This is a genomic window from Arsenicibacter sp. R0_47 (assembly GCF_057652235.1).
In genome coordinates this window covers 388,421-413,034 of sequence record NZ_JBYFCJ010000004.1, presented here as the reverse complement: position 1 = coordinate 413,034, position 24,614 = coordinate 388,421, and the positions used below count along the sequence as shown (strand labels likewise).

Below are 24,614 nucleotides of genomic sequence, written 5' to 3'. Positions count from 1 at the left end.
AATCAATACGTTTCATGAGCTGTTTCAGTCTGCAATGATTTCTTCTCTATCATTGTCTCAATCAACGTATTGTAATTGTCAAGGAAATTGGTAATCTTGTAATTGTTACCGAACATTTCCACATATTGCTGTGTCATATCCAGTACTTTCTCACAAGTTGCTAAATTACCGTAATCGCATATTTTCCAGAACTTGCGTTTTACATCGGCTAAATCTTCACCCTTAGTTGTATTGGGCAGCATGGTGGAAACCATCTGTCCGTTGCTGAGTTTCATGATTTTACCGTACGCATTAACAAATTCCTCCCAGTACATTTCGAGCGTATCGTCCGTACCAAATACTGTATCACGGAATTTATCTGTAACCATTAAGCGGGATAACTGCAGTAAAAGTTTACCGTCCTTATCCTGTTTTGCGTGACCTCCTCCGGATTGCAGATACCCCTTTTTAATCAGACTATCTGCAATATCTACCCATCCGATATTGACGGGTACCTTACCTGATTCAAAAAACGTATGTTTCTGAAAATACGTGGTTATGGATTTGCGTAATTTGGAATCACCTAAATCTGTTTCCAGTGCCTGTATGATCAGACACAGATTCAGTTCTTCCATCATCAAACCCGTACGATTCAGGTAATCCAGAGTTTTTTGCAATTCGATCATATCGCTACCTCGATCTCTCTCGTTATAATGTTTAAGTGTTCAAGTTCATCCCATAAATCGTTTATTGATTCAAGCCACTGAACAAACGGCTGACCGAATTGTGCAGAACGTAACCATTTTTTTTCCTGTGATAATATTTGGTGTGATGCTACATCAAAATCCTCGACATAGATATTCATCATCACGGCTATTTTTTCAGGATTTGTTTTCTCGTAACGCAGAATTCTACCCATCATCTGAATAAGATCCTTTGCCTGAGAATTAATAGCAACATTTACACCATATGAGATGTTGGAAATATTAACTCCTTCTTTCAGCTTTCCACAGCTAATCAAATGATTAAATAACTCAGCATCAAAGAAATCCAGTGTTTGTTTTGCTTTCTTTGCACTTAGTTTTGAGTGGTATGCTGCTCCTGAAGAAGAATATTTTTTTGCAATCCGTTCCGCTGTATCTATAAGCGGAGCGAACACCAGTACCCGTTTTGAATCAAGTACATTGAGGATTTCTTCAATTGCGTGTTCTTTTGCTATTGCACGTTGAAGAATTAATTTACGTCTGGTGGTTGCTTGCTGCCATTTTACAGCATCCCCCATAATTGTACCGGCACTCCGGTTTAGTTTACCTCCGATTAATTCAGAAACCTGTTTACCTGTTAACTGTTTACCGTTTATAAGAACAGTGTTTCCTTTTTTAGTTAAACAGGCATTTGCGTAAAATACAGCCTGTTCAGGATCAAACAGCAGGAATGTGGAAAGTGCTTTGTTGTACTGGTTCTGCGTTTCCAGATACTCAGCTTTTTCATCCATGTCAAGCTGAACCGGAATATTGAACTGATAGTACGTGGGAAGAATACCTAACCGGATACCTGTAGACAGCGGAATTTTAAACGTATTGTGAATTCCTACTGATTCAAGATAATCCCGCTGATCCTTACGGAGTGTAGCACTTAACAGCAGTATTCTGGAAGTAGTGGTAATCGGTATTGCCGTAGAAAAAAACCTGCTTTGCTCTCCCGCTGCCCAGTGACCTTCATCCAGAATGAGAACACCACATCTGCGTTCTTCTTCAGAAATACTGCGGGTATAAGAGTTGATAACAAAATTACGGACAAACTGCTGATGTTTCAGCTCTTCTTCCCACATTTCATAAATAGAAATTTTGGGAGAAACCACATTTACATAATCATTGAATTTTACCCGGTATCTGCGTAACATGTCCCTGCAGAGGAAACCCTTACCGAATCCGGTAAAGGCTTCCACAATCAGATTACCTGTTTTTGCAAAATGATCAATGATAATGGTTTGCAGAAATGCTTTCCGCTGGTTAATATCCGTAATGGTCAACGCTTCACGGATTTCACTTTCCGTGAATTGCCGTACATGCATTACCGTTTGATTTTATATACCTGATTTCCGATCTGCAGCTCGTAAATTGTTTGCAGATTAATCTGACGAACCGGATCCGGTTCTTTTTTTGCCAGCAGTGCTGCATCCCGTACTTTTACATATCCTTGCGTAAGATCCTGATTGGCAATGTAGGAACAACTGATCTGACGATCTTCCCCTTTCTTTTTGGTAAACCGTGCCTTAAAAAACTTACCCTTGTTGTTCTGCATCAGTTCAAGGGCTTTTTTAACGGAAATCCGCTGTATTGCAGGAACTGTGGTTACGGTTACTACCGATGCAGTTGTAGCAGAAGTTACTACAGGAGCTACCGGAATCTGTGGCTGCTGAGGTAACGACCCCCCTGTATACGTCCGGTAGGTACCGTTATCGGTAAACATAAATTTACCTTCCTGTTCAAACTGAATCATTGCAGCTGATATAGCATCCTGATTCCATACTTCATTAGGATACAGCTGACGCAGATGATTTTTGATTTCCAGCGTTGTTACCTGATTGTTTACCCGCAGCAGATTTTCTGCAGCCTGAAGAATTTTGTTGTTCATGTTACTTAATTTTCGACTGAAATGCAGACAGAACGTTTGAAGTAAATTGATAACATTCTGTAAATCCTGTAATTAAGTGATTAGGAGCGTATTTAAATTGTTGATTTTCTAAATGAAACTCCTTTTCAAGTTCCCAAAGAATTCCCACATCTTCATTTTTAAACAAAGTACTTATTACTTCGTATTGGTATTTTTTCAAATAACGAAATCTCTCTACAATGTTATTTGTAATACCTACCTTGTAAAAAATCTCATTTTCATTGTACATTTTCACAAGATACAAATATCCAGATTTTGTTATTTTAATCCATCTATCTTTTGTGAAATTGTAAAATGATTCATTATCCAGTTTTTGTTCAATAGAACATTTTCTGCATTTCTTTCCTTTGCAATGAGATTGAACAGATTGTATAAATTTACCATGTCGATTACAAATAATCGTAATCTTATCATGTTGATTCAAAAATTTGACTAAAGAGTAATTATATACATTGTTGTGAACTAAGTTACAACGTTCTACAAACTCATCCCTTGTCATTCTTAATGAATCAGAAGCTCTTTGTTCAGCACATTTTCTACATCCTCTACCTTGATGAAGATGTTTTGATGCTGTTTGTGAAAAGCTTCCGTGAACAGGACACACGATTTCTATTTTTGATTTTAAATCGGTATAATTAACCCAGTCGTAATTATAAAAATGATTATGAATCTTATTAGCTCGTCTAATGAATTCATTTTGATCAATTTTTATCTTACTCTTTGTGATTAATTGTCCTTTACACTTACTACAACCGCATTTGTAGTGGGTATCTGGGGCTTGCAAAAAATCGCCATGAATAGGACAAATAATGCAAACTTTAGTAAAAGCATCAACGTATTCAACTTTTGAATAATCGTATTTATCCCCGTGCTTTAGTTTAGACCTTCTAATAAATTCGATGGTAGTAAGTTTTACCGGCATTCTCATTTTAAGTGAATAATCCCCCGAATCCGGTATTGTCGTTCATCATAAATAACAATTTCCGAATTCAATAATCCATTTCCAGCGTTGACGTAAGTACTATCAAATCCCCGTTTTTTTAATTCAGAATAACAAAGTTTGAAACTGTTTCCTGTATACCAACCCTGATATACAAATGGATTACCTACGTGTACTTCATAAACGAGCAAGATTTTATCATCATCATATCCTGTATAATTTAATGATTTTGATACAACCTCACTGAAATAGCTGGCATCTCCGTACACTTTACCTGAAAACTGAAAATTACCGGAAGGACGGATTTTTAATCCCTGTTCCAGAATCGGAATCACTGAAGTACAGCGCGTACCGTGAATAAGAATACGGGTATTCTTGTTTTCCTGACCGGATAACCATGTGTTAAACCAGTTATCTTCTTCTGCCTTACGGATTGCGTAAATTCCTTCGATTTTCCGGTGATTGGTTGTAATCTGATCTATCAGATACTGAATTTCAGGTGTAACCTGTGATTCTTCGATAATCAGACCTAACGTATCTGCAATGGTTTGATGTGTTTTTTCTTCAGCAGGTGTATCCGCAGGTTTATTTTTCAGCAGTAACGCTACCTGTGAGCGCATTGCATCCAGATTATCCTGTTCGTCCTGAAACCGTTTACCCGGATCAATGGAAGGGTAGAGGTGATCACGTACATTCCCCATATAGCGGGGAATAACAGTGTACAAGTTAATGAGTTTTTTGTTGATTTCCGAGATAATCTGAGGATTTTTTTCAAGATCCTTCTGATTACCCAGATTGACTAACTCATTGATAATCAACTGTGCTTCATCAACCTGTGCCTGTGTTACACTGACAGCCTTTACCGAATATGTACTCGATACGAGCTTGTTTGTGTAGTTCTGCATTAACTGCAGAAACCGTTCAGCTTTGGTTAATGCAACCTGCACCTGTTTCACAACAGTGTCTCCGGAAACCTGTTCTGTTTTCTCTGAAACGGTATGCGTTACATCTACATAACCCTTATTGAGTTTTTCACTGCGGATTTTATTCCATTGTGAATAGGGTTTTGTAATTTTTGTAGCTGTAGAATCCACCCGTCCGTATGTAACATCAAACGTGGATCCACCTGCCCATTTCATTTCATAAAACTTATTGTTGTTATTTTCGGTAACACAGATAAGTTTACAGTAATTAGAAGAAGCACTCATTATCGTTCAAATACAAGTGTTACTGTGCAGAAATATCCCTGCCCACGACATGTTTCGATAGATTCTTTTAATACCCATCCTGCTTCATACTTTTCACGTAATGCTTTCCGCAATTCATCGTGATCGTATTCAATTCCGTATGTAATTGCCCACATTTGTTTATTAGCGGGTACTCCTGCTGATAAAAGCATGATCAGTGCTATCAGCAAAAATCCTGAAATCTTTTTCATTTTTTAAGCAGCGATTTGAGAAGCAGATGATCCGAATAAACTCATCTGTTTTGGTTCAAAAACATCAATTATCTCATTACATTTGGAGATATACCACTGATAATTAATGGGAAAATCTTCTATCGGTTTTGTGACCTCTCCGTTAATAATACATATCGGAGTATCTTTCAAAACGTTTTCCATCGTTTTTTTACCTTTTTTCTGCTTATAGAGGTATTTACCTTTATTTGCAGTTGCTACAAAATACCGGTTTAACTGCTGCTGCAGTTTTCCGTCAAAGTACACATTATAGTTCCTGTCAATTTTCTGCGCTTTGCAAAAATCATAAATATTTGTGGACAGTTCTATCGTTTTTTCAACAGGAATACCTTTTGCAAAGTAATTTATTAATGCTTTGGCAATAATGTTGAATTCGTTAGAACCATCTACAATTGGTTCAGCGTGCAGAACATCTTCATCATCTTTGAATTTACCCGGTAAAAAACAACCCTTTACCTTAATTTTCCCCTGCTCTGTAATTGCGATATAATCATTTACGGTCAGGTAACGGATGGAGCTATACGTATCCGATTCGAATACCACACTAAACTCATTTTCGATTTCTGCAAGCAGTTTGTCGTAAGTTTCGAGTTGGGATTCGTGTAAACGCACTTCCACACCGTCCGTATTTACAGAGACTACATCAATACCGCCTAATCCGCATTCTTCAACAACACGTGAAAGCAGAAGCTGACCATGTAAGCGTAATGCGAGAGCTTGTTCCGGTGCATACAACCATGAATGCTGATTATCTAAAAGACCCAATTTGTTATCCTATCAGCTTTTTATCTGATAGTTCTTACACTTTACCATTGTGTAAGTTCGGCATACATTTTCACCTTCAGCATTATCTGTTCAGGTGCGGGAGACTCTTGGAAGTATTTTTTCTGAGATGATCAACTTCTATGCTCTACAAGGAATCCTGTTTTATTATTTCTCTACAGAACCCCTCTCGGTATTATCCTCACTGTGGCGGACTTCACCGATTTTCCCCCGTTTTTCAATCAGAATTTCTTCTGAAAGTAGCAGTTCATTTATCTCTTAATTTCAAAAGAGATTTTTCTACTAAAGCTATTAAGTACAAGTTTGAGGAACGCATCCTTAACCTTATCCTTATTTTTCTTGGCAATTAAACGTTCAGCTTTAATGGATTTGTATACATCAAGGATCGCTGTACCTAACGCAGGAGACACATACCCGAATCCGATAATGAAGGTAGGGTAAAGTGATGCAACATCGGATGTTTTTACAATCCAGCCATTACCGGTAAAATACTTCTGGTTTTTATTAATACTGTGCCAAGTTTGTTATCCTATCAGCTTTTTATCTGATAGTTCTATATCTTCTTGCCAGTTGATATAGTTCAGCATACATTTTCACCTTCAGCGTTATCTGTTCAGGTGATGGATACTCTTGGAAGAATTATTGTTAGAACTCATCTTCTATGCGTTACGGTACTATTACACCTTTCCAGTAATAGTTACCTCGGTATTGTCTTTCCGTTAATTAAGAATTTATTTCGTTTTCGTTCTAAGTAAATAGTTGCGTTTTCATATAAAAAATCGTACAAAGACTTACTTAAAAGAATGTTATTATTTAAGTCGCTTCCTTTTTTAGTTTCATTAAATTTAGTATGTAATATAGCATAATCTACAGTTTTTCCTTTTATTGTTTTTACACTAAAAAGTACTCCTGTTTCAGATTTTATTACATTACCCACTTGATTTAAAAAAGTAACAGAACTTGAAATAATTGAAATATTACTGTTTGTTGAAAATTTATTTTGCTTTAAATTTCCATCTCCATCAAATAGACCTCTAATAAAATGACGTTGAAGATTTCCCGGTATTTTTTCAAAAGGAAAATTAAATAACGTATCATTTGTTTTTTGTGGGAAAATATTGTAAATATCAATTAATGTGTTTACAATATTTTTACTGTTTATTCGAAGGCTAATTTGTGGTTTACGATTTAATGCTCCTTTTTTATTTATTATCTCTTTAATAGGAGATTCTGGTGAAATTTCAGATTGAATTTTTTCAATTATTTCTTTATCATCAATACTGTTACAAAATGATATACGTTTTGTGTAAGAATATATTTTGTTGTTTTTCTTTTTTGGTTCGATAATAATACATCCATCCGCAATTAAAAAACCCATTATATATGCTTTTTCTTCAGTATTAATACTATCAAAATAATGATGATTTACTGTTTTTGTATATCCGTGATTATCTTGTTTTGGTAAATTATTTACCAATCTAATATCTCGGATCTGTCGAACAGATAGTCCAGTTTTTTCTGAAATTTCTAAATAAGAAACATTATTTAAAAGCAAATGTTTAACGGAATCTTTAACTTGATTAGAAATAAACGTGCGAGTTTTCATATATTATAAACTTACAAGTATTATTACTAATTTACAAGTTAAAGTGGCAAAAGATTTTACCGATTTTACCCATTTTATTACTTTGTGATTTCTCACAAAGAGGCCACTTATTTATCTAGCCCACCAACACCGTAGCTGAGTTTTAACCGTTCTCCGCTAGGGTTCCGGTATATGTACTCTGCCTTAAACGAATCTACCGAATTGCAAATATCGCTGTAGATCTGTTTGAAGAACTCCGTTTTGAATCCGATATGCGGTACAACATCTTTCAGCGGAATAACAGGCCGGATGTATTTGCGTTTTTTGGTTTCGTACGGATCAGCACCGGTTTTTTCACAATACGATTTTAACAGCAGTTCTGATGCAATCTTAGGAGCATCCCACGATAAACACGGAATATCGTAGGTTCCTAAAATCCAGACACGCAGATTGATTTCTTCCCTTTGTTCCTGTGCAAGTCGTTTTGTTACACGAACATCATTGATATTGTAGGTAATAACCATATCAATTTCTTCATCCGCAAGGTATTCCTGTGTATGGTGTATAGGCATTTCCTGTACATTCATACCCAGATTTACCGCGAAGAATTTCAGGGATAATTTCTTACTGATACGCAGCATTTTGCTCCAGTGAAGAAATACATCCACAATCATGATATTTCCTAACTTCCCGTATTTTTTGAAATCCCTCGTAAGATCAAAATCATCAGAATTAATCAGCAACTGAGCAACCTTGTAGGCTCTTTGTGCAATATATTCCGGATCATCAAATTCTGTGAACGGCTGTGCAAGCAACCATCCTATTACAGGGTTATCAAAATGAATGCAGTTAAAACCGATGAGTACTCGTACTCTGGTATATAAAAAATCCCGCAACGCTTCTAAATCATTGCGTCTGCGGGATATTTCAAATACGTGTACTTCATCGGTATCGTAATCAATAAAAGTTGCGGTAAACACTTTAGCCAAAGTTTCTACGTCATACACAAATCTGTTACTACTCGTCACGACCTCTCTCCTCAAATTGTAAAAACATTATCCCTGCCAGTTTGCAGGGATAATTCCTGTATGTGGTGTGGGATAACTGTAATTACGCTCTCATTGCAGCGTAGTTCTGCTGCGGAAGAAGTGTTTGTACAGCTTTTTCAAACACTTGTTTTGTAATCTGTAATGCTCCTACAGCAACATGTTCATTACCAACCGGAAAGAATTTTGCGGATTTTTCTTCTCTTGCGGGTTTACCTGAAGAATCATTCACTTTGTAATCACATGTCCGGGTAAGTAAATTAATATTACTGATCAGCAGCGAGCAGGTGGGAAATTGTAATCTAAACCAGTGTGTCATTTTTTTTAATTGAAAACAGGTACAATTGCATCAGGAACTCTATTGTAATCCCTGATACCGCATTCATCAATCAGTTGTTGAAGTCTGTACATAAATTCAAGACGTTTTTCGTTCCGGATAGATAATGAAGAACTTGCGTCTGATATAAGCTGACGCATTTCATCGTGCGTCTGGTTGTTAATATACGTAGGTTTTGCAGGAGCTACGTGAGTGCTGATCATTACCATAATTATAAAACAGTTTCTAATTGTTTTGCTTTTTTCGGTTTTACATTCGTGAACGCAGGATCTTCGTTAAAAAGCTTCAACTGTGTTTCTGTAGGTTGAAATGTACATACAACACCATAAAACGTTTTCCCGAACCATTTTCCATAATGCACATCCAGCACTTCCCGATCTTTTACGATCATAATCTCACATTGAGCACCTAATCGTGAAATCAGGCTCATACGGGTACCTTTATTATCGTTACCCATGAACATCGCAAACCAGTTATACTGCTTACCGGTCTGACAATCCGTTACCTGCTGATCTATAGTGAATTTCTTCATTACAATCTTCCGGTAAGGGAATAACTTAGCGATAATCAATGTGACCGTATACCAAAAACGGGAAAACTTAAAAGACTCCCACGTGCTTGCAGTGACTCCTTTAAGTGCAAACTCACTTCCGATGAAGCGTTCACACTGGTCGAGAAAACTTCCGGGTGTAATTTCAGAAGACGCGTTTTGATTTGAGTTAAACATGATGAATACGAACGTTTTTTTTCCTGTGAATAAATGTTGTTGAGGTAAGCTAAATAATCCTTTTCGGATCGGATGTGATACTTGGAGATGGCAATTTTCTGTAGTGTTTCGTAGTGATCAATTGATCGGTCGATTGTAGTATATCCACCATACGCACTACCGGAGATTTTATAATCAGCGTATTTTTTGCGGTACTTGAATCCAAAACAATTGTTGTGTTTGAATACATCAGAAGTACCCCACTGAGTTTCCCAAAGAAACTGGAGTATTGCAATTTCCTTGTACTTAATTTGACGTTGTTTTATTTTTTCAATTACCAAACCATAATTCAATAAAACAGTTACGATTAGACATTTTAACATTAAATTGGATTTACATGGTGTAAAGTACAAATATACTATATCAACCCACTGGAAATCAACAATCTATGATTTTGAAAGAGATCAGAGATTTTCGCAGATATACCGTTTAACCAATAATTTAACATCAGTTTCGGTAGCGAATTCGTTCATGAAAACATATTCGATAATATGCTCTGTAATTAATTTACCATCAGATGCTTTCTGACCGATAACGGCAGAATTATCCTGAATAGCTGTAAATATCCACTGAATGTTCCGGGGAGTTGACTTGTACATTAAAACAGGGAGAATTTTTCCTGCGTTTTTGTAAACTGCAGGAGTTGAGAAAGTGCAAAAAACAATACGGAAGTAATATATTTAACCTGTACAGTGGACAGTTTCGAACCTCTGTTTCCTGCTACGTTAAGAATATTGATTTGATTATCAATAACCCAGTCCCGTAATTGTTCTGCTGAAGGATTGCAAATATAAGGTTTTTGTTCAACCTCACAAATAGCTATTGTCTGGGATGTTCCCGGACTACCGGTATTTCCGAAAATTACAGTACCTGATCCCAACAATACGTTACGTCGTGTGCGAACATAATAATTTGTTTCAGGTAATTCAACCAGACCATACTCTGTTTTTAGTTCTATACACGGACCGTTTTCTGGTTTAAATCCTTTAGGTGCATATCCGGTTGTTGCAAATCCAAGTGATTTTGCAACTTTCAGACCAATCTGATCAACTCCGGTTTGTCCTCCCGAAATAACCGTATGTAGTGACATAACGTTAGGGTTTATACGTTTACAAATTGAATTTCATTTATGTTTCTGTAGGTTTTCACAAACCCGTTGGTAAACTTAACCCTGTACTCCGTCCATGTTTCCTGCGGGGGCCACCAATCATTTTCGCGGGTAGCCGGTGCAAGATCCTTACTGCGGGGAACCGTTTCGATGGATTCAACGATGAGATTGACATGCACTTTTGCATCAGTAAGTACCCGTACTGTTTTTCCTTTTGCTAAATCAAGCAGGTTCATTGTGATCAATAAAAGAGTGAACAAACTGTTCAAGGATCTTCTGAACATTATCCATAGCTTCCTGTTCCGTTTCAAACGTATAGATATTTACAAACGGAATTTTGATGTGCCATTTGTTGAGGTACTGATATACCTGAATATCATAGTTATCCGGTACATCACAAACGTAGAGCGAATCGTTTACCTTACGGAATTGTAAGGTTTTAATGGTTGGCTGGTATACGTGAATTTTTTTCAGTTCAGCTTTTACCATCGGAATTACCGCATTGGCGATCTGCTGACATACCGTGTAAGATATATGCGGGTAAGGTGTATATCCTTCCTTAAAACTGGTATATTGAATGGTAATGTTTTCCGGTAATTTCTTTACCAGATAATCTGTAACGAGTTTACTGATTGGTTTCATAGTCAGAATCCTGCAAGTTTTAATAAATCCCGTACTTCACTGAATGAGGGTTTCTGATACAGATCATTTACCGGAACTGTGGTCAGATCACGTTTACTGTAACAAACAGACTGATACAGTGCATCTTCCTTACCTTCAAACACAATCCACGCACTACATACAGTTTGAGGGATTGCCACGGTATGAATCTGATGTGCCAGCATATACATACCTGTTCCCATATCCAGTATATCAGACCGGATTTCCGTAAACACGTTTTTACCGGTTTTGACAAATCCACCTTCCCCATGCAGAATTTTGCTCTTATATTCAAACATGTCCAGATGCATTGTTCCGAAATAATCAACTGAAATGATTTTGTTGAGAATAGATCCCTTAACTACCTGCAGCTCCAGATTACAATGATGCGCATGAAATGCCAGTGAATGTTCAGGATCTGTATAATCAAAGTTGTGGTACAGCTGATGATCCGGTGTTGTAATGAACATCCGTATCCGGTGCTCGGGTGTATCAAGCAGCATGATACTGTGCATTCCCTTTACGTGACAGTTAAGAATGCTTTTTTCAACAATTTCCTGTGAATGCTCACGCCACAGGTGATTTATTAGTAAGTGCATGGTTACATACCGAAGATGTGGTATCCGTAAGCGGATTCCTGATTGTTGACTTTGTAGTTGCAGTATTTGTTGTACGCAAGCTCAGGAGATGTACGACCCCACCCTTTCCACCAAAGAGTGTAAAAATCCCAGAATGCCGCACGATATGCGTTTTCTTCGGTTCCGGTATAGGTATAGCGTTTTCCCATCAAATACCTTCTGCGGAAGATATTAATTATCCATTCCTGTGTAGGTACCGGATGTTTATTATCAGACCAATCCGTTATGTTTTGTATGGAAACCCACTGTTTGAAATCTTCATTAAAGTGTAGCTGATACGGAAAATTCCGGTACCATTCTTCCGCTTCTGCCGCATACATTTTGTACGCGATTTCATATTGCGATAATCCCATTTCTGAAAAATAGAAGAAGTCGTACTGATTGCATGATCAATACAATTGAGAAGGAAACATGAAATGTAAACAGGAGAAATTGCCGGTCCGGTGTAGTGGTGAACCTGTTCAATCAGGTGTTCCGTCCGGTTAACAATTGTAGGGAGATTTTACAGAAATAATAAATCAGCTACCTTTGTTTTCGATAGCTGATTTATTGTGTTTTACGAGTGTTTTACAAATACTAAAAAATCCCGTTTGTAAAACACTTCTAACTCATTGAGTTTCTTAGTGATCCCGTTTGGATTCGAACCAAAGACCGCCTTCTTAGAAGGAAGATGCTCTATCCAGCTGAGCTACGGGACCTTTTGGATTAAGAGCCAGTGAAGCCGGCCGTTTTTCCGGCCACAAAGATACGAAAAATATAAGCCGAAGCAAAGAATAGGGCGTTACGATTCAGATTTAGCCGTTCCGGAACTGTCGGGAACAAACCGGTACGGGCTAAGCGGAATGGCTATAAAAACAAAAAGCCGCCAAATTCAGAGAATTTGACGGCTTAGTCGGGGTGGTAGGATTCGAACCTACGACCACCTGGTCCCAAACCAGGTACGCTAACCGGACTGCGCTACACCCCGTTGTTGATATTGAGAACCCTGTTAATAACTAAATGTTGTGTTAAAAGCTCTGTAAGCAATTAATTGGTCGGGGTGGTAGGATTCGAACCTACGACCACCTGGTCCCAAACCAGGTACGCTAACCGGACTGCGCTACACCCCGAATTGCTTAGTTATCTAAGAGTATGATCTCTTTATCAGTTTGTCAAGTATCTCGGAAACCTGTTGTTTCCGGGCGGAGAGAGAGGGATTCGAACCCTCGGTACCCTTACGGGTACGGCAGTTTAGCAAACTGCTGGTTTCAGCCACTCACCCATCTCTCCGTTTTCGCGATTGGCTTATTGCTGATCGGGACACAAAAGTAGAACGGATTTTGGCGTTTGTCAAGCTTTTTCTGAAAAAATATTTGAAGAAACAGTAAATTCGCAAAAACAAACTAAGGCTAAATTATAAACAATTCGCTTGTTTTCAGGTGAATATACCCAAAAAATGACCTGGCTTTATTCGTTAACTTTTTTAGAAATTTTTTTTGTCGGATTGTTTTTAGTGCTCTATACCGGATTCTTTTTCCGGACTTTTTATTTAGCCAGACAATTACAGACAACCGCATGGGCCGTAATTCCAAAGTTTTTTATCCGGTCCGGGTATTTTATTTTATTATTAATTGCCTTACTCGGTCCTTCTTTTGGTGAAGCAGATCAATCTGTCAACTCCCGTATCCGTGATATATTTTTACTGGTGGATGTCTCGAAGTCAATGGATGCGTCCGACATTGCACCGACGCGGCTCGAACGGATTAAGTACGATATCCGCCAGCTGACTGATTCGCTGGCTGCTGACCGCTTCGGCCTCATGGCCGTTGCCGATGAAGCGATTGTACTCTCGCCGCTTACTGCCGACCATGATGCTGTCAAACGCTTTACCCTCGACCTGCAGACAACAATATCGCCTTCGGGCGGGACAAATCTGTGCAGTGCACTGGAAGGAGCCCTGCAGAAATTTACCGGCGATAGTTCGACGCGGCAGAGTTCAAAGGCCATCGTCTTGTTTTCCGATGGTGAAAACTTCGGGCCGTGCAGCCAGGTTATGGTCCGGCGCTTAAAGGCATTCGGCGTCTCCTTGTTTACGGTCGGGGTGGGTACCGAAGGGGGCAGTACCATCCGGAATGGTAGTGATTTTGTGCGCGACGACCGCCGGCAGATTGTACGCACAAGGCTGAATCGTTCGTTTTTACAGCAACTGGTAACCGCCACCGACGGGAAATATATTGAGGCTGATGCGAACGCAACGTATCTGACGGAACTTGTGAGCCAGCTACGGGCTGTACGCGGACAGGTCGTTGACCAGCAGCGGGTAGCGGTGAGCACCAATAAGTATTATTATTTTCTTGCTGCGGCACTGGCACTTATAATCTTTGATCTGATCTTTACCTTACGGACCTTCCGGCTGTAATACGGGTATTTCAAATCAAAGTTTCGTACTAATTTTGGGCGGGGCATTCATAGATATATGCGTTTTTTCGTACTTATAGCGGGGGTTTGGCTTTGGAACTGGCAGGGTTTTGACCAGATCTCGGTCCGTAATTTGGCCTTAAAACAGGCCGAAGAAGCGTATGCGGCCAAAAACTATGCTCGGGCAGCCGAACATTATGGCTTTCTGGTGAAAACTGAGCAGAAGATTAATCCGGATATTCATCTGAATTTCGGTCACGCGCTTTTTCACACCAGACAGTATCCGCTGGCCCGTCAGGAGTATATGAAGGTGCTGAGGTACAGTGATCAGGCTGTGGCCGCTACGGCAACAAACCAGCTGGGTGTGATTGCCTGCCTGGAGCGTGATAGTGCGGTGGCCCTGTCGTTTTTCCGCGAGGCTATGCTGAATAATCCGGCCGATAAATCAGCCCGTTATAATTACGAATTGATTAAACGATTATATTCCGGAAAGCCAAAAGGGTTGCCGCCGGCGCAGCAGCACAAAAAGCCGAAACCTCAGCCGAAGCCGCAACAGGCTAATCCTGAGGCTGAGCAGTCGGAAGAACAAAAGGATGTGTTGCGGAAACTTCGGAATCTGAACATGTCTGAAGAGCAGGCCATGCAGATCCTGAATGCCATGCGTGACGATGACCTGCCCTATGAACTGGCTCGGCGCCGGCGTCAGGGCGGACAGAAAAAGGAAAGCCAGTCGAAACACTGGTAGGTTTACACTTCATACAGAAACCATACATGAACGAGGTAGTCATTGTTTCGGCCGTTCGTACCCCAATCGGCAGTTTCGGCGGGGTCCTGGCCAGCTTATCAGCAGTCGACCTGGGAGCGGCCGCTATCAAGGGAGCGCTGGCGCGGGCCGGTGTTTCGCCGGATCTGGTGCAGGAGGTATACATGGGGAATGTCGTATCGGCGAATGTCGGCCAGGCGCCTGCCAAACAGGCTGCCCTGCAAGCCGGTATACCGGCTCAGGCCGCCTGCACGACGATCAATAAAGTCTGTGCTTCGGGAACCAAGGCCATTATGCTCGCAGCGCAATCCATTCAGTTGGGGCTGGCGGACGTTGTGGTTGCCGGGGGCATGGAAAGCATGTCAAATATCCCGTACTATATCCCGAAAGCACGGTTTGGCTATAAATACGGCAATGGTGAACTGGTCGACGGACTGGCCAGAGACGGGCTGACGGATGTATACGACCAGTGTGCCATGGGCGTTTTTGCGGACCGTACAGCGGAAAAATACGGAATATCGCGTCAAAAACAGGATGAATACGCAATTCAGTCGTATCGTCGGGCGGAAAATGCCACGGCGAGCGGTACCTTTGCGGCTGAAATCGTCCCTGTAGACGTGACAGGCCGTAAAGGCATCGTTACTATCAGCGAAGACGAAGAGTTCCGGAATGTGATTTACGACAAAATTCCGTCGCTGAAGCCGGCTTTTACAAAAGAAGGAACCGTGACGGCGGCAAATGCCTCAACCATCAACGACGGTGCGTCGGCACTGGTGGTGATGAGCCGGAAAAAGGCAGATGAGCTGGGTTTGAAGCCACTCGCCCGGATTCTGGGTTATGCCGATGCCGAACAGGAGCCGGAATGGTTTACCACGGCTCCGGTAAAAGCGGTACCGGTGGCCGTTGAGCGGGCGGGACTGGCGCTGTCGGACATCGATTTTTTTGAGGTAAACGAGGCCTTTTCGGTAGTGCCGCTGGCCTTTGGTCAATTGCTGGACGTACCGCAGGAAAAAATGAATGTCCTGGGGGGAGCCGTTTCGATCGGCCATCCGCTGGGCGCATCCGGTGCCCGGATTGTCACGACGCTGACCAACGTACTGCAACAGCAAAACGGACGGTATGGTGCGGTAGGCATCTGTAACGGAGGCGGGGGCGCGTCGGCACTCGTCATTGAAAAGCTATAATACGTTCCGGTAAGGGCAATCGGCCTGCCGGAACTACCTATAACCATGACTGCAATTAGCGAAACCAAGTTTTCTTTTCCCGGTCAGACGGGGTATTACCGCGGTAAAGTGCGGGATGTGTACAGTTTTGATAACCTGAACGGCGAATCCCGGCTGGTGATGATTGCGTCAGACCGGATTTCAGCGTTTGACGTCGTGTTGCCAAGACCGATTCCCTATAAAGGACAGGTGCTGAACCAGACGGCTGAACATTTTCTGCGGGCAACGGCCGATATTGTGCCGAACTGGTTGCTGGCGGTGCCGGATCCGAACGTGAGTATCGGGTTGAAATGCCAGCCATATGCCGTCGAGATGGTCGTACGTGGCTACCTGGCAGGTCATGCCTGGCGGCAGTACCGTGCCGGTTACCGCGTGCTTTGCGGGGTGACTTTGCCGGAAGGGCTTAAGGAAAATGACCGGTTACCGCAGCCGATCATCACCCCGACCACGAAGGCCCACGAAGGCCACGACGAAGACATTTCCCGCGAAGAAATTCTGGCCCGGGGAATCGTACCGGAAGCGGAATACGTACAGTTAGAGACCTATGCCCTCGCATTGTTCGCCCGCGGAACCGAAATGGCCGCCAGCCGGGGCCTGATTCTGGTAGACACAAAATATGAATTCGGCAATCTGGACGGTCAGATCTATCTGATCGATGAAGTACATACGCCGGATTCGTCCCGTTATTTCTATGCCGATGTGTATGCCGAAAACCTGGAAAAGGATCAGCCGCAGAAGCAACTATCAAAAGAGTTTGTCCGCGAATGGCTGATTGCCAGCGGCTTTCAGGGCAAAGACGGACAAACGGTTCCGGATATGTCGGATGAATGGATCGGCCAGATTTCGTCACGCTACATCGAGTTGTACGAAACCGTGACCGGAAAGACATTTGTGCCGGCTGAAGGAGGCGATCCGCTGAACCGGATTGACGCAGCGATACGGAAAGCCCTGGGCTAAAGGCCCCGCGCAGGGCCGGAAAGGTACTTTTAACTAAATTTATCTATCCCAAACCACTGGTTTATGAATTTTACGAAAGAAACAACAGAGCAGTACGCCCTTGTCCGACTGGATGAAAATGAAATTGCAGGGGATATTGCAACCTCACTGGAAACCTTGTCCCGCAATTTTTTCCGGGATGGCTACAGTAATATAATTTACGATCTGGCCGCTGTGCAGACAATTGCTGCGGATGGGGTAATGGTGATCCGGAAAGTGAATCGCCAGTGTACCAACGAGCAGGGGTTGCTGGTACTGGTGACTAAAGACGAAGACATGATTGAATTCCTGGATTCGTCGCGCATCCCTGATCTGACCATTTTACCTACCGTCGAAGAAGCGATTGATGCTGTTTTTATGAACGAACTGGAAAATGACTTCCGGGGAGAAGACGACGATGAGTATGACGGAGGATTTGGCGGCGGACGCGAAAGCGAATACTAAACCGGAAGGACACTTTACTGTAACGATTCTGGGGGCAGGCTCGGCCACACCCATGCTGGGACGACATCCGACAGCACAGGTAGTTACGTATGATCACGACCATTTTCTGATCGATTGCGGCGAAGGTACGCAGTTCAGACTGATCGAGCGGAAAATAAAACCGGGACGGCTCCAGCATATTTTTATCAGTCACCTGCATGGCGACCACTACTTCGGGCTGGCTCCGTTGCTGTCAAGCCTGAACCTGAGCGGCCGTACCGAACCGATGTACCTGTACGGACCGCGTGGTCTCGATGAAGTGCTCACGACCATGTTCAGGGTATCGGATACGCGACTGGGGTTTCCGCTCCACTTTACGGTGGTGGATCCGGCAACGCCGACGGTGCTGGTGGATCTGCCCCAGCTGACGGTTGAAAGTATTCCGCTCGAACACCGCATTACCTGTTCGGGGTACCTGTTTCGGGAAAAGCGTGGAAAGCGTAAATTACTCCGCGAAAAACTACCGGCCGACGTTTCGGTGGCGCACATGAAGCAGCTGAAAGCAGGGCATGATGTAATTGAAGAGGATGGAACGCTCTTGTACGACGTAGCGACCTACACTACACCGGGGCCTGAACCGGGCAGTTATGCATTCTGCTCGGATACCCGGTTCAGCGAACCGCTGATCGAATGGGTAAAAGGGGTGGATGTGCTCTATCACGAAGCCACATTCCTCGATACGCATGCCGAACGGGCTGGTGAGGTATTTCATTCAACTGCCCGGCAGGCGGCTTCGGTTGCCCGTCAGGCGGGTGTCGGGCGATTGATTATCGGCCATTTTTCATCGCGGTACAAAGAGTTCAGTGCATTTCTGGAAGAGGCACGGACCGTATTTGAACAAACGATGCTGGCCGAAGAAGGCAGGACATATACCATTGATTAGACGGCGTACCGGTTACGTTCCGGTGTACCGGTACCATTGATTCATTCATAAGGACTAGGAAAGAACATGATTCGGATTGGGTTTCTGGAGGTTGGCTGGCTGGATATTCTCGACGTCGGACTCGTCGCACTGCTGTTATATCAGATTTATAATGTGGTGCGGGGTAGCGTTGCCAGCCGTGTATTTGCGGGCTATTTACTGGTGTATCTGGTATACCTGCTGGTGAAAGCGTTACAACTGCATTTGCTGACCACGATCCTTGGTTACTTCATCAGTGTGGGCGCGCTGGCCCTGATCATTATTTTCCAACAGGAAATCAGGCGTTTCCTGATGCTGATCGGGAAGGGCACCAACGTGATGAACAACCGCTACCTCCGGAAGTGGTTGTTCCGGCAGCCGATACAGCCTGAGCCGGTCATGTCGCTGAAACCCGTTCTGGAGGCCTGCAAAACGCTGGCGGCAGAGTTTGCCGGCGGGCTGATTGTGCTCCGCAAAAACGACGATCTGGAAAAGTACGCCCAGTCGGGGGAGGCCATCAATGCTACCCTGTCGCGCCCGTTGCTGCTGGCAATTTTTAATCAGTACAGCCCGCTGCACGACGGAGCCGTTGTTATCAGTGATGAAAAAATCCGGGCGGCCCGCTGCATCCTGCCTGTGTCTGACGACAGTGAGCTGCCCACCTCCCTTGGTTTCCGGCATCGGGCAGCCATTGGCATGAGCGAAGCAACGGATGCCGCAGTCATTGCCATTTCGGAAGAGACCGGCCGCTTATCGCTGGCCATCAACGGGCAGTTTTATATGGGGCTTGGACTGGCCGAACTCGAAGAGCGTTTGGCCGTTTACCTCACAGAGCCCGTATCGGATAAAAAAGCATAGGCTTACCGTGTTGATAAACAAAAAGGGAGTACAGCCGGACTGTACTCCCTTTTTGTGTTATATGATCGGGCACTAAGCGTCGTATCCTGCATTCCCAAGCAATTTGTTGGCAAACTGTTCGTCTGCTAACAGCTTCCGGAGTAATTCAGCCGAGTTTTTATCCAGTAATTCGCTGATGGTAATCTGATACAAACTGGCTAAATCCTGTAATTTATCTATTGACGGTCTTGTTTGTCCACTTTCCCACTTGCAGTACGCTGGCTGCGTCATACCAATGTTAAAGGCCACGTATTCCTGCGAATACCCGAATAAATGACGCAACCGGCGGAGTTTCTCTGAGATGATTGCCATAGCTCAAAAGGTTGTTACTAATTGTACATAAAAACTAAAGAGTACATTATTTCCGCATAGCGTTTTATAGGTTTTAAGAATATTTGCGCTGTAGACTAAGTTCTAAACTAGTTCACGTGATTAACATACGCAAGTGAAATATGTTTTGGATTGCGAGTTAGTGTGGCAATTGAGCGAATGGCCCTAGGTTATACTTTTATAACCGCCCGCTATGAAGCTATAAAGGCCCGTTATCAGACCGTGAGGTAAAACCGGCAACCTTTGTATTGTCCAAACGGCAGAACCGTCACCTTTCCGGGAAACAATCTGAAGGGTGGGCAGCACATGCCGGGCAGCGGATGCCGAAAAGCTTATAGAGTAGGCAGTTTTAAACAATGATTCGTTATGAAAACGCTGAATCTTGCTCAACTGAACGTAGAAGAGCTCTCAACACAGGAAATGACACAAACACAAGGTGGTAGCTTCTTAGATTTTGCCAACCTGACGGTAATCAATGACTTACTGGCGATCGGCACCTCGTTATCAATCGGTGGCGGTAGTTCAAACAGTGGCTCCGGCTCGGGCAATAGCGGCGGCCTGCTGGGCGGTTTGTTCTAAGCCGGTCATCACAGAATAAATACATAAATAAAGCTGGCGCAGTAGCCGGGTCTGAAGCACTGCTTCGGGCGCGGTTACTGCGTTTCGCTTGTAGGAGGGAGCAAAATAAAGAAATCTAACCATGCTGCTACGGAAGAGTTAAGGATGGAGCAACCGTTGAATTATGAGCGAATTTGATCTTTCATCGAGTCTGATTACGTATCTGCCGCGGGTAACGGTCCGTAGTCAGCGTATCTATATGACTGTACTGGGCGCTGTTGCCCTTTGCCTGATATCGCTGCCGTTCATCTACGTAGATGTATCGGCACAGGCGGGCGGTCTTGTCCGGCCTGTCACCGAACGGGGGGATGTAAAAGCCACAATGGGCGGACTGGTAACGGGCGTATTCGTGCGCGAAGGCCAAGCCATCCGGCAGGGCCAGGTTATGTTCAGGCTGCAATCCGATGCACTGGATACCAAAGTTCAGCTGCTGAACAAACAACTGAATGAACGCCGGTCATTTATCCGCGACCTGGAAAAACTGTCGAAAAGGGATTGGTCGGTAATCGGCACACTTGAATCGCCATTGTACCGGCAACAGGTTGAACAGTTCCGGTCGATGGTGTCGGAAGCGCAGCAGACACTTCAGAAACGGTCCCGTGAGTTGCAGACCAGCAAAAAACTCTACAACGAAAAAGTCATCGCCCGGCTCGACTTTGAAGATGCACAGTTTGCCTATCAGAGTGTGGCTGCCCGCTATAACTCGCTGGTGCAGCAGCAACGCAGCAGCTGGCAGGCCGATCTGACGCAACAGCGGCTGGCCCTGACTGAGCTGGAAGCGGAGGCAAAGCAGCTGGGTGAGCAACGGGCCCTGTATGAGCTGAAAGCGCCCGTTGGCGGAACCGTTAGTCAGGTGCAGGGCCGGTACGTGGGCAGCTTTGTGCAGCCCGGCGAAACGCTTGGGGTTGTCTCTCCGGACTCATCACTGGTGGTAGAAACCTATGTTGAGCCTAAAGACATCGGGTTAATCAAGGTCAAACAGGCAGTCCGGTTCCAGATTGATGCCTTTGATTATAACCAGTGGGGTTTGCTGACAGGGCATGTACTGGATATTGCCAACGATTTTACCCTGATGAGCAATAAACCGATGTTTAAGGTACGCTGTCTGCTGGACAAACCGTACCTGATGCTCGAAAACGGATACCGGGGCTACCTGAAAAAGGGAATGACGGTGCAGGCCCGTTTTATTGTAACCCGTCGTTCGCTCTATCAGTTGCTATACGACAAGGCCGATGACTGGTTGAATCCATCGACGCAGACCCGTCGCCTGTAAACGCTAACGACTCAGACACAACGTTATGAACACCATTCAGACGCGTATTCAACAACTAAAGGAAACCGGCAGGTCACTACTGGGGAAATTCTCCGGTGGCGGGCCCAAAGCAAACGTCCGGATTAAACAGCGGGATATTACCGATTGCGGGGCGGCCTGTCTGGCATCGGTGGCGGCCCACTATAATTTTCTGATGCCGGTTGCCCGTATCCGGCAGCTGGCAGCGACCGACCAGAAAGGAACCAATGTGCTGGGTATGGTTGAGGCAGCCCAAAAGCTTGGTTTTCAGGCAAAAGGCGTAAAGGCTTCGTACGAAAATCTGGCTAAGCTGCCCTTGCCGGCCATCGCGCACGTTGCCATCCGGAACGGTATGTTTCACCACTATGTGGTCATTTATCAGATTACGCCGGCGTATGTGCTGGTAATGGATCCGGCGGACGGACTCATGCACAAAAAAACGCCGGAAGCGTTTAAGGAGGAATGGACCGGGTTACTGGTCCTGTTGATTCCTGACGAGACATTTACGGTAGGGGGAGAGGATGCCTCGGTTTTGCAGCGATTCCGGCAACTGATGCAGCCGCACCGTTCCGTAATGCTACAGGCGTTATTCGGGGCGTTGATGTACACCATCTTAGGCCTGTCTACGGCAATTTATGTCCAGAAGCTGGTTGATAATGTACTGGTAGATGGGAACCGGAATCTGCTGAACCTCCTGAGTACCATCATGATCGGACTGTTGCTGCTGCAACTGTTTATCAACTCCACCAAGAGTATTTTTAACCTGAAAACGGGGCAGCGGATCGATGCGGCGCTGATTCTGGGGTATTACAAACACCTCATGCGGTTGCCGCAGTCGTTTTTCGATACGATGCGGGTCGGCGAGATCATCTCCCGGGTCAATGACGCCGTTAAAATCAGGGCCTTTATCAATGAAGTCGGGCTGGGACTGATTGTAAACGTGATGATCGTCATTTTCTCGTTTGGCCTGATGTTTACCTATTACTGGAAACTGGCCCTGATTATGCTGCTGGTGCTACCCTTGTATGCGGGTTTGTATTGGGTGGTGAACCGGTTCAACCAGCAGTATCAGCGGAAACTGATGGAAAATTCGGCCGATCTGGAGTCGCAGCTGGTTGAGTCCCTGAATGCCATGTCGACCATCAAGCGGTTTGGTCTGGAACAGTATACGAGTGAAAAAACAGAAGTGCGCTTTGTCCGGCTGTTGCAGACCGTGTTCAAAACCGGTACCGCATCCATATACGTCAGTAATGCCTCAGAGCTGATTACCAGACTGTTTACGATTATTCTGCTTTGGGCAGGAGCGGGTTACGTCCTCGACAATGAACTTACCCCCGGCGAATTACTCTCATTTTATGCGTTGATCGGGTACTTTACCTCACCCGCCGCCTCGCTGATCGGAGCCAACAAAAGCATTCAGGATGCGCTGATTGCGGCCGACCGGTTGTTTGAGATCATGGATCTGGAACGGGAAACGGGTGAGAATAAAATACAACTGCAGCCAGCCATGGTGGGCGATATTCGGTTTCAGGATGTGACGTTCCGCTATGGGACCCGTGCGGTCATTTTTGATAACCTGACGCTGACCATGCCGAAAGGCCGGATAACGGCTGTGGTAGGAGAAAGTGGTTCGGGTAAATCAACGCTGCTGTCGCTGCTGCAAGGGCTGTATCCGTTACAGAACGGCTCTATTTTTATCGGTGATTATGACATCAAACACCTGCATCCGGATAGCCTGCGGCAGGTGGTCAGTGTAGTGCCGCAGAAAATAGATTTGTTTTCCGGTAACGTAATCGAAAATATTGCGGTCGGTGAAGCCGAGCCGGATATGGGACGGATTCTGGAGATTTGCCGGCAGCTGGGCATTGCCGATTTTATTGAGCGCATGCCAAACGGATTTAACACCTATCTGGGCGAAAACGGAACGGGTCTGTCGGGGGGGCAGCGGCAGCGCCTTGCCATTGCCAGGGCACTCTACCGCGATCCGCAGATTCTGATCCTTGACGAAGCGACGTCAGCCCTGGATTCAGTATCTGAACAGTTTGTACAGCAGACCGTGCAGCAACTCCGGAAAGACGGAAAAACGATTATCATTATTGCGCACCGGTTAAGTACGGTGCGGAAAGCTGACAAGATCGTGGTGCTTGAACAAGGGAAGGTCGTAGAAGAAGGCAAGCATACCACGCTGATTAAAAAAGGAACCGTCTACGCGCAGTTCTGGCAGCAGCAAACCGAATCGGTATAAAAAAAGCCCCGTGAGGGGCTTTTTGGTATGATTAATACTCTAACGTTGCCGGTAAGGTTTTGGCCTGCTCGATGAACTCGGCAATCTGATCAAGTGACGGCGGACGGTGCGTCAGCTGGCGCTTTCTGTTGATCTGGATCAGTTTGCTGTGGAGATTCGGCGCTACCCGGTGCGAAAGTTCTTTCACTGTATCAACGCCGGCTTCTTCCAGTAATTCGCTGTATACGCGGCCGATTCCTTTGATGCGTGACAAATCAGCCCGATTAGCGATTTCAAGAATAATCGTGGCATCTACACCGGCGGCACGGGCAATTTCTTTGCGGCCTTCCGGTGTTTTAGTCGCTTCGAGAAGTGATTCGCTGTCACCTAAGCCTTTGGCTTTAAGGGTGTTAAGAATGGCATCGCTGATGCCTTTCAGTTCAGTTACGTGAATGCTCATGATTAAGATTAGAAAGATTAGTATAAACTATTCGCA

General features: G+C 44.1%; 28 protein-coding genes, 4 tRNA genes and 1 pseudogene. 10 read left to right on the top strand and 23 right to left on the bottom strand.

Annotated elements, in window-relative coordinates; genetic code table 11:
• Positions 1 to 2 precede the first annotated feature (2 nt).
• The 21 genes and pseudogenes from AC23NW_RS10480 to AC23NW_RS10380 form a co-directional block, all read right to left on the bottom strand.
• Positions 3 to 665, bottom strand: a complete 663-nt coding sequence (locus AC23NW_RS10480) for a hypothetical protein (protein ID WP_487449334.1) — start codon at positions 663 to 665, stop codon at positions 3 to 5.
• Positions 662 to 2,053 (bottom strand): DEAD/DEAH box helicase, encoded by a 1,392-nt coding sequence (locus AC23NW_RS10475; protein WP_487449332.1) that lies wholly within the window; start codon positions 2,051 to 2,053, stop codon positions 662 to 664. Before AC23NW_RS10475 ends, AC23NW_RS10480 begins: the two co-directional genes overlap by 4 nt.
• On the bottom strand, positions 2,053 to 2,616 hold the full coding sequence (locus AC23NW_RS10470; protein WP_487449331.1) for a hypothetical protein: 564 nt from the start codon (positions 2,614 to 2,616) through the stop codon (positions 2,053 to 2,055). The genes AC23NW_RS10475 and AC23NW_RS10470 overlap by 1 nt, the downstream gene beginning before the upstream one ends.
• A 1-nt stretch (position 2,617) precedes the next feature.
• The gene (locus AC23NW_RS10465; protein WP_487449329.1) at positions 2,618 to 3,577 is read right to left on the bottom strand and encodes a DUF723 domain-containing protein; all 960 of its coding nucleotides are present in this window, start codon (positions 3,575 to 3,577) and stop codon (positions 2,618 to 2,620) included.
• 2 nt (positions 3,578 to 3,579) lie between these two features.
• On the bottom strand, positions 3,580 to 4,803 hold the full coding sequence (locus AC23NW_RS10460) for a hypothetical protein (RefSeq protein WP_487449328.1): 1,224 nt from the start codon (positions 4,801 to 4,803) through the stop codon (positions 3,580 to 3,582).
• Positions 4,803 to 5,033 carry a hypothetical protein gene (locus tag AC23NW_RS10455; protein ID WP_487449327.1) on the bottom strand — a complete coding sequence of 77 codons (231 nt, stop codon included), beginning with the start codon at positions 5,031 to 5,033 and terminating at the stop codon, positions 4,803 to 4,805. Before AC23NW_RS10455 ends, AC23NW_RS10460 begins: the two co-directional genes overlap by 1 nt.
• 3 nt (positions 5,034 to 5,036) lie before the next feature.
• A complete protein-coding gene (locus tag AC23NW_RS10450; protein WP_487449325.1) occupies positions 5,037 to 5,837 on the bottom strand; it encodes a hypothetical protein in 801 nt (266 codons plus the stop codon).
• Positions 5,838 to 6,552: 715 nt separating this feature from the next.
• On the bottom strand, positions 6,553 to 7,461 hold the full coding sequence (locus AC23NW_RS10445; RefSeq protein WP_487449324.1) for an LAGLIDADG family homing endonuclease: 909 nt from the start codon (positions 7,459 to 7,461) through the stop codon (positions 6,553 to 6,555).
• A gap of 107 nt (positions 7,462 to 7,568) precedes the next feature.
• The gene (locus tag AC23NW_RS10440; protein WP_487449322.1) at positions 7,569 to 8,447 is read right to left on the bottom strand and encodes a hypothetical protein; all 879 of its coding nucleotides are present in this window, start codon (positions 8,445 to 8,447) and stop codon (positions 7,569 to 7,571) included.
• Positions 8,448 to 8,550: 103 nt separating this feature from the next.
• Entirely contained in the window at positions 8,551 to 8,805 is a 255-nt protein-coding gene (locus AC23NW_RS10435; protein ID WP_487449321.1) for a hypothetical protein, read from the bottom strand.
• A 229-nt stretch (positions 8,806 to 9,034) separates the two neighbouring features.
• Positions 9,035 to 9,550 (bottom strand): hypothetical protein, encoded by a 516-nt coding sequence (locus AC23NW_RS10430; protein ID WP_487449653.1) that lies wholly within the window; start codon positions 9,548 to 9,550, stop codon positions 9,035 to 9,037.
• 50 nt (positions 9,551 to 9,600) lie between these two features.
• Positions 9,601 to 9,912 (bottom strand): annotated as a pseudogene (locus AC23NW_RS10425) (glucosaminidase domain-containing protein); the annotation flags it as partial.
• A gap of 275 nt (positions 9,913 to 10,187) precedes the next feature.
• Entirely contained in the window at positions 10,188 to 10,679 is a 492-nt protein-coding gene (locus AC23NW_RS10420) for a YpsA SLOG family protein (protein ID WP_487449319.1), read from the bottom strand.
• 11 nt (positions 10,680 to 10,690) lie between these two features.
• A complete protein-coding gene (locus AC23NW_RS10415; protein ID WP_487449318.1) occupies positions 10,691 to 10,933 on the bottom strand; it encodes a hypothetical protein in 243 nt (80 codons plus the stop codon).
• Positions 10,920 to 11,339, bottom strand: a complete 420-nt coding sequence (locus tag AC23NW_RS10410) for a hypothetical protein (protein WP_487449317.1) — start codon at positions 11,337 to 11,339, stop codon at positions 10,920 to 10,922. Before AC23NW_RS10410 ends, AC23NW_RS10415 begins: the two co-directional genes overlap by 14 nt.
• A gap of 2 nt (positions 11,340 to 11,341) precedes the next feature.
• A complete protein-coding gene (locus tag AC23NW_RS10405) occupies positions 11,342 to 11,956 on the bottom strand; it encodes a hypothetical protein (RefSeq protein WP_487449316.1) in 615 nt (204 codons plus the stop codon).
• A 2-nt stretch (positions 11,957 to 11,958) separates the two neighbouring features.
• Complete coding sequence (locus tag AC23NW_RS10400; RefSeq protein ID WP_487449315.1) at positions 11,959 to 12,348, bottom strand: hypothetical protein; 390 nt, start codon at positions 12,346 to 12,348, stop codon at positions 11,959 to 11,961.
• A 271-nt stretch (positions 12,349 to 12,619) separates the two neighbouring features.
• A tRNA-Arg gene (locus AC23NW_RS10395) sits at positions 12,620 to 12,693 on the bottom strand.
• Positions 12,694 to 12,887: 194 nt separating this feature from the next.
• Positions 12,888 to 12,962: transfer RNA gene (locus AC23NW_RS10390), tRNA-Pro, on the bottom strand.
• A 64-nt stretch (positions 12,963 to 13,026) separates the two neighbouring features.
• Positions 13,027 to 13,104, bottom strand: a tRNA-Pro gene (locus AC23NW_RS10385).
• 73 nt (positions 13,105 to 13,177) lie between these two features.
• A tRNA-Ser gene (locus tag AC23NW_RS10380) sits at positions 13,178 to 13,264 on the bottom strand.
• Positions 13,265 to 13,430: 166 nt separating this feature from the next.
• On the opposite strand from AC23NW_RS10380, the gene AC23NW_RS10375 reads away from it, so the two are divergent.
• From AC23NW_RS10375 to cdaA, 7 genes are all read left to right on the top strand, one after another.
• Positions 13,431 to 14,393: a vWA domain-containing protein gene (locus tag AC23NW_RS10375; RefSeq protein WP_487449313.1), complete on the top strand. Its 963-nt coding sequence runs from the start codon at positions 13,431 to 13,433 to the stop codon at positions 14,391 to 14,393.
• A 57-nt stretch (positions 14,394 to 14,450) separates the two neighbouring features.
• Positions 14,451 to 15,137 carry a tetratricopeptide repeat protein gene (locus tag AC23NW_RS10370; RefSeq protein ID WP_487449312.1) on the top strand — a complete coding sequence of 229 codons (687 nt, stop codon included), beginning with the start codon at positions 14,451 to 14,453 and terminating at the stop codon, positions 15,135 to 15,137.
• Between the two features lie 26 nt (positions 15,138 to 15,163).
• Complete coding sequence (locus AC23NW_RS10365; RefSeq protein ID WP_487449310.1) at positions 15,164 to 16,339, top strand: acetyl-CoA C-acyltransferase; 1,176 nt, start codon at positions 15,164 to 15,166, stop codon at positions 16,337 to 16,339.
• A 45-nt stretch (positions 16,340 to 16,384) separates the two neighbouring features.
• Entirely contained in the window at positions 16,385 to 17,335 is a 951-nt protein-coding gene (locus AC23NW_RS10360; protein ID WP_487449309.1) for a phosphoribosylaminoimidazolesuccinocarboxamide synthase, read from the top strand.
• Positions 17,336 to 17,398: 63 nt separating this feature from the next.
• The gene (locus AC23NW_RS10355) at positions 17,399 to 17,818 is read left to right on the top strand and encodes an STAS domain-containing protein (protein WP_487449308.1); all 420 of its coding nucleotides are present in this window, start codon (positions 17,399 to 17,401) and stop codon (positions 17,816 to 17,818) included.
• A complete protein-coding gene (locus tag AC23NW_RS10350; RefSeq protein WP_487449306.1) occupies positions 17,778 to 18,740 on the top strand; it encodes a ribonuclease Z in 963 nt (320 codons plus the stop codon). Before AC23NW_RS10355 ends, AC23NW_RS10350 begins: the two co-directional genes overlap by 41 nt.
• 66 nt (positions 18,741 to 18,806) lie before the next feature.
• A complete protein-coding gene (cdaA, locus tag AC23NW_RS10345) occupies positions 18,807 to 19,616 on the top strand; it encodes a diadenylate cyclase CdaA (RefSeq protein WP_487449305.1) in 810 nt (269 codons plus the stop codon).
• A 72-nt stretch (positions 19,617 to 19,688) separates the two neighbouring features.
• On the opposite strand, the gene AC23NW_RS10340 is transcribed toward cdaA, so the two are convergent.
• Positions 19,689 to 19,967 (bottom strand): helix-turn-helix domain-containing protein, encoded by a 279-nt coding sequence (locus tag AC23NW_RS10340; RefSeq protein ID WP_487449304.1) that lies wholly within the window; start codon positions 19,965 to 19,967, stop codon positions 19,689 to 19,691.
• A gap of 384 nt (positions 19,968 to 20,351) precedes the next feature.
• On the opposite strand from AC23NW_RS10340, the gene AC23NW_RS10335 reads away from it, so the two are divergent.
• The 3 genes from AC23NW_RS10335 (at position 20,352) to AC23NW_RS10325 (ending at position 24,139) form a co-directional block, all read left to right on the top strand.
• Positions 20,352 to 20,564: a hypothetical protein gene (locus AC23NW_RS10335; protein WP_487449303.1), complete on the top strand. Its 213-nt coding sequence runs from the start codon at positions 20,352 to 20,354 to the stop codon at positions 20,562 to 20,564.
• Positions 20,565 to 20,727: 163 nt separating this feature from the next.
• Positions 20,728 to 21,876, top strand: a complete 1,149-nt coding sequence (locus tag AC23NW_RS10330) for an HlyD family secretion protein (RefSeq protein WP_487449301.1) — start codon at positions 20,728 to 20,730, stop codon at positions 21,874 to 21,876.
• A 25-nt stretch (positions 21,877 to 21,901) separates the two neighbouring features.
• Complete coding sequence (locus AC23NW_RS10325; RefSeq protein ID WP_487449299.1) at positions 21,902 to 24,139, top strand: peptidase domain-containing ABC transporter; 2,238 nt, start codon at positions 21,902 to 21,904, stop codon at positions 24,137 to 24,139.
• Positions 24,140 to 24,170: 31 nt separating this feature from the next.
• Here the strand turns inward: AC23NW_RS10325 and AC23NW_RS10320 are convergent, their stop codons facing one another.
• Positions 24,171 to 24,578, bottom strand: a complete 408-nt coding sequence (locus tag AC23NW_RS10320; RefSeq protein WP_293835374.1) for a DUF4332 domain-containing protein — start codon at positions 24,576 to 24,578, stop codon at positions 24,171 to 24,173.
• Between the last annotated feature and the right edge of the window lie 36 nt (positions 24,579 to 24,614).

What these genes read in the sequence shown, in the direction of transcription:
- AC23NW_RS10480 (WP_487449334.1), bottom strand. Translation starts at nt 665, where the DNA reads ATGATCGAATTGCAAAAAACTCTGGATTACCTGAATCGTACGGGTTTG.
- AC23NW_RS10475 (WP_487449332.1), bottom strand. Translation starts at nt 2,053, where the DNA reads ATGCATGTACGGCAATTCACGGAAAGTGAAATCCGTGAAGCGTTGACC.
- AC23NW_RS10470 (WP_487449331.1), bottom strand. Translation starts at nt 2,616, where the DNA reads ATGAACAACAAAATTCTTCAGGCTGCAGAAAATCTGCTGCGGGTAAAC.
- AC23NW_RS10465 (WP_487449329.1), bottom strand. Translation starts at nt 3,577, where the DNA reads ATGCCGGTAAAACTTACTACCATCGAATTTATTAGAAGGTCTAAACTA.
- AC23NW_RS10460 (WP_487449328.1), bottom strand. Translation starts at nt 4,803, where the DNA reads ATGAGTGCTTCTTCTAATTACTGTAAACTTATCTGTGTTACCGAAAAT.
- AC23NW_RS10455 (WP_487449327.1), bottom strand. Translation starts at nt 5,033, where the DNA reads ATGAAAAAGATTTCAGGATTTTTGCTGATAGCACTGATCATGCTTTTA.
- AC23NW_RS10445 (WP_487449324.1), bottom strand. Translation starts at nt 7,461, where the DNA reads ATGAAAACTCGCACGTTTATTTCTAATCAAGTTAAAGATTCCGTTAAA.
- AC23NW_RS10435 (WP_487449321.1), bottom strand. Translation starts at nt 8,805, where the DNA reads ATGACACACTGGTTTAGATTACAATTTCCCACCTGCTCGCTGCTGATC.
- AC23NW_RS10430 (WP_487449653.1), bottom strand. Translation starts at nt 9,550, where the DNA reads ATGTTTAACTCAAATCAAAACGCGTCTTCTGAAATTACACCCGGAAGT.
- AC23NW_RS10420 (WP_487449319.1), bottom strand. Translation starts at nt 10,679, where the DNA reads ATGTCACTACATACGGTTATTTCGGGAGGACAAACCGGAGTTGATCAG.
- AC23NW_RS10415 (WP_487449318.1), bottom strand. Translation starts at nt 10,933, where the DNA reads ATGAACCTGCTTGATTTAGCAAAAGGAAAAACAGTACGGGTACTTACT.
- AC23NW_RS10410 (WP_487449317.1), bottom strand. Translation starts at nt 11,339, where the DNA reads ATGAAACCAATCAGTAAACTCGTTACAGATTATCTGGTAAAGAAATTA.
- AC23NW_RS10405 (WP_487449316.1), bottom strand. Translation starts at nt 11,956, where the DNA reads ATGCACTTACTAATAAATCACCTGTGGCGTGAGCATTCACAGGAAATT.
- AC23NW_RS10400 (WP_487449315.1), bottom strand. Translation starts at nt 12,348, where the DNA reads ATGGGATTATCGCAATATGAAATCGCGTACAAAATGTATGCGGCAGAA.
- AC23NW_RS10375 (WP_487449313.1), top strand. Translation starts at nt 13,431, where the DNA reads ATGACCTGGCTTTATTCGTTAACTTTTTTAGAAATTTTTTTTGTCGGA.
- AC23NW_RS10370 (WP_487449312.1), top strand. Translation starts at nt 14,451, where the DNA reads ATGCGTTTTTTCGTACTTATAGCGGGGGTTTGGCTTTGGAACTGGCAG.
- AC23NW_RS10365 (WP_487449310.1), top strand. Translation starts at nt 15,164, where the DNA reads ATGAACGAGGTAGTCATTGTTTCGGCCGTTCGTACCCCAATCGGCAGT.
- AC23NW_RS10360 (WP_487449309.1), top strand. Translation starts at nt 16,385, where the DNA reads ATGACTGCAATTAGCGAAACCAAGTTTTCTTTTCCCGGTCAGACGGGG.
- AC23NW_RS10355 (WP_487449308.1), top strand. Translation starts at nt 17,399, where the DNA reads ATGAATTTTACGAAAGAAACAACAGAGCAGTACGCCCTTGTCCGACTG.
- AC23NW_RS10350 (WP_487449306.1), top strand. Translation starts at nt 17,778, where the DNA reads ATGACGGAGGATTTGGCGGCGGACGCGAAAGCGAATACTAAACCGGAA.
- cdaA (WP_487449305.1), top strand. Translation starts at nt 18,807, where the DNA reads ATGATTCGGATTGGGTTTCTGGAGGTTGGCTGGCTGGATATTCTCGAC.
- AC23NW_RS10340 (WP_487449304.1), bottom strand. Translation starts at nt 19,967, where the DNA reads ATGGCAATCATCTCAGAGAAACTCCGCCGGTTGCGTCATTTATTCGGG.
- AC23NW_RS10335 (WP_487449303.1), top strand. Translation starts at nt 20,352, where the DNA reads ATGAAAACGCTGAATCTTGCTCAACTGAACGTAGAAGAGCTCTCAACA.
- AC23NW_RS10330 (WP_487449301.1), top strand. Translation starts at nt 20,728, where the DNA reads ATGAGCGAATTTGATCTTTCATCGAGTCTGATTACGTATCTGCCGCGG.
- AC23NW_RS10325 (WP_487449299.1), top strand. Translation starts at nt 21,902, where the DNA reads ATGAACACCATTCAGACGCGTATTCAACAACTAAAGGAAACCGGCAGG.
- AC23NW_RS10320 (WP_293835374.1), bottom strand. Translation starts at nt 24,578, where the DNA reads ATGAGCATTCACGTAACTGAACTGAAAGGCATCAGCGATGCCATTCTT.